3 protein-coding genes are annotated in these 2,270 nt (G+C 64.0%); all 3 read right to left on the reverse strand.

Going from position 1 to position 2,270, the window contains the following annotated elements:
* Positions 1 to 487, reverse strand: a 487-nt coding sequence (locus EN781_RS31010) for an NAD-dependent epimerase/dehydratase family protein (RefSeq protein WP_127400655.1), incomplete at its 3' end; no start/stop codon positions are given.
* 23 nt (positions 488 to 510) lie between these two features.
* On the reverse strand, positions 511 to 1,788 hold the full coding sequence (locus EN781_RS31015; RefSeq protein WP_126055832.1) for an O-antigen ligase: 1,278 nt from the start codon (positions 1,786 to 1,788) through the stop codon (positions 511 to 513).
* 230 nt (positions 1,789 to 2,018) lie between these two features.
* A partial coding sequence (locus tag EN781_RS34935) for a hypothetical protein (RefSeq protein ID WP_210213512.1) occupies positions 2,019 to 2,270 on the reverse strand: 252 nt, incomplete at its 5' end.

Below are 2,270 nucleotides of genomic sequence, written 5' to 3' on the forward strand. Positions count from 1 at the left end.
GCAGCACGGCGGCGTCGGAACGGCCCGCCGATCGGTAGGCGTCGAGCGTCCTGATCTCGCCGTCGCGCTTCGAGCGGCCATAGGCGTCTTGCGGAGCAGGGACCGTTGCCTCGTCGATCGTGCCGCTGAAGTCCGGGCCGACGACCGCCCGGATCGACGACAGATAGAGGAAGCGCCCGCTTGCTAGCGCCGCCGCGGCACGCGCGAGCCGGCCGGTCAGCGCTCCGTTCGCGGCCAGATAATCCGGCTCGCTGGCGCCGCGGTCGTTGTTCAACGCCGCGCAGTGAACGACATGTGTCACTCCCTCCATCATTGCGAGGAAGGCGTCGGCGGGAGCATCGAAGCCGGGCAGCAGAACCGCCCCGCTTGCCCGCTCAAGCCGTTCCGGCCGGCGCGAGGCGGTGCGCACCTCGAACCCCGCATCGGCAAGGTGGCTCACGACCCGGCGTCCGATGAATCCCGTCGCGCCTGTGACCAGAACTTTCATGGCGGGTTTTCGCATCCCCTTGGTCAGGTTGCCGGCGCTATCGCGGCCGCCGGCTCCTGCGGCAGCCTCTGTTGGCGCCCCGACGCAAGGTAGGTTCCGGACACCACGAAGACCATGAAAGTCGAATCGAGGATATCGTGGCCGAGCAGGATGCCGGTCATTCCGCCGATCAGGTAGACGATCACCGTGACGGCGACCATCGTCGCGCCGAAGCGCTCGATCGGATCGGCGCTGACGCGCAGAACCTTTGCGGCGTTCCATGCGGCGACCGCGAAGATCGCCGCGAGCGTGATTGCTCCGGCCAACCCGGCCTGCACCAGCGCGGTCAGAAAGCCGTTGTGGAAATGGCTGAAGCCCATGGCCATGCCGAACTGGTCATGGAAGCCTTGCTTCATCAGCGCCTGGCTGGCGGCGATGCCGTGTCCGAATATCGGAGCGTCCCGGAATGCACCGAGCCCGATCTGCCACAGCGCCACGCGCAACCCCGTCGGCGTCGCGTGGTCGCCCTTGGCAAGCGCGTCCCAGTCGCTGAACAGGAAATCCGCGCGTTCCGACACGATATGGAAACCGAGAATGGCGATCACCAGCGACATCACGGCGGCAATCAGCAGCAGACGAGCAAGACTTGCCTGCTCCAGCCTGCGCCGGTTGATCAAGAGTACGGCGATGCCCGACACCGGTATGGCCACCCAGATGATGCGGGTGCCCGAATAGAGGATGGCAATGATGCCGGCCAGTACCGCCGGGATCAGAAGGCCTTTGGCTCTTTCAATGCCCGACAGCGCCCCGGCCATGCACATCATGACGCCGAGACAGGTGACCGTGGCGAACGGAATGGCGTTTCCGGCCCCGCCTTCGGCCCGCATGCCGAGCCAGTAGTATTGCACCACGGCCAGCACCAGGGCGCCAAAACATGCCGCCATGCTGGCGACCACGACGATGCGGGCAAGGGTCGCCTTTGCGGTTATGCTCCAGGTCGAGTAGGAGATCGGGAACAGCAGGAACGTGACCAGCGCCACGAGATGCGGCGCATCGGCCCCGAGCGCGTTGTTGACGGCCGACGCCAGCAGGTATGCCGCGCAATAGACATAGATCGCCACCGTTATGGCGAGCATCGGCGGATCGAAATTGAAGCGTCGCCGCTTCAGGGCGAGCAGTACCCCTGACCAAAGACCGCCGCCGATGAACACAAAGCTCACGGCCGAACCCAGCACCGGCGGACAAAAGAAGCAAAAGATCGAGAAGTAGACGTTGATCTGCGCGGGCGTGAGGTGCCGTTTGATGGATAAAAGCGGGTTCAATGCTCTGTTTCGCAATGTCTGGGGGTCGTTGGGACGCCGTGTTGGTCCGCGACGGCGGACGCGATCACCTTCGAAGCCTATTTGGTGCCACGGCGCGCGGGCAGCATGTGTGGCCGGTATAGCCGCTGGGTCCGATTCCCGATAGTGCGGCCGCTGGAGGGCCTATCACAAATCGGCAGCCCGGCGCGCATCCGCGTGAGCGGGAGCTTCGCGCGGCGGGCCGTCCACGGTCACCCGAAAGGCAATAGTTTCTCCGTTCTTTGCCATGCATCAGGCGGTAGGGCAGGATTTTCCCACATACGCACTGATCGTGGAAAATTCATTCCAGATTGGCCATCTGGCGGGCGCGTCTGGCATTGTTCCCCGCAATCACGATCTGCTAGAACGCCCGCACGAATGTCCAGAAGCAAAGCTTGAACCGGGCTGTTTTTAAGAAACGGTGCCTGATCCGTTGATGCAAGGTCTGGATGGCACGAGAGAAC

This window comes from Mesorhizobium sp. M4A.F.Ca.ET.090.04.2.1, assembly GCF_003999085.1.
Lineage (GTDB): Bacteria > Pseudomonadota > Alphaproteobacteria > Rhizobiales > Rhizobiaceae > Mesorhizobium.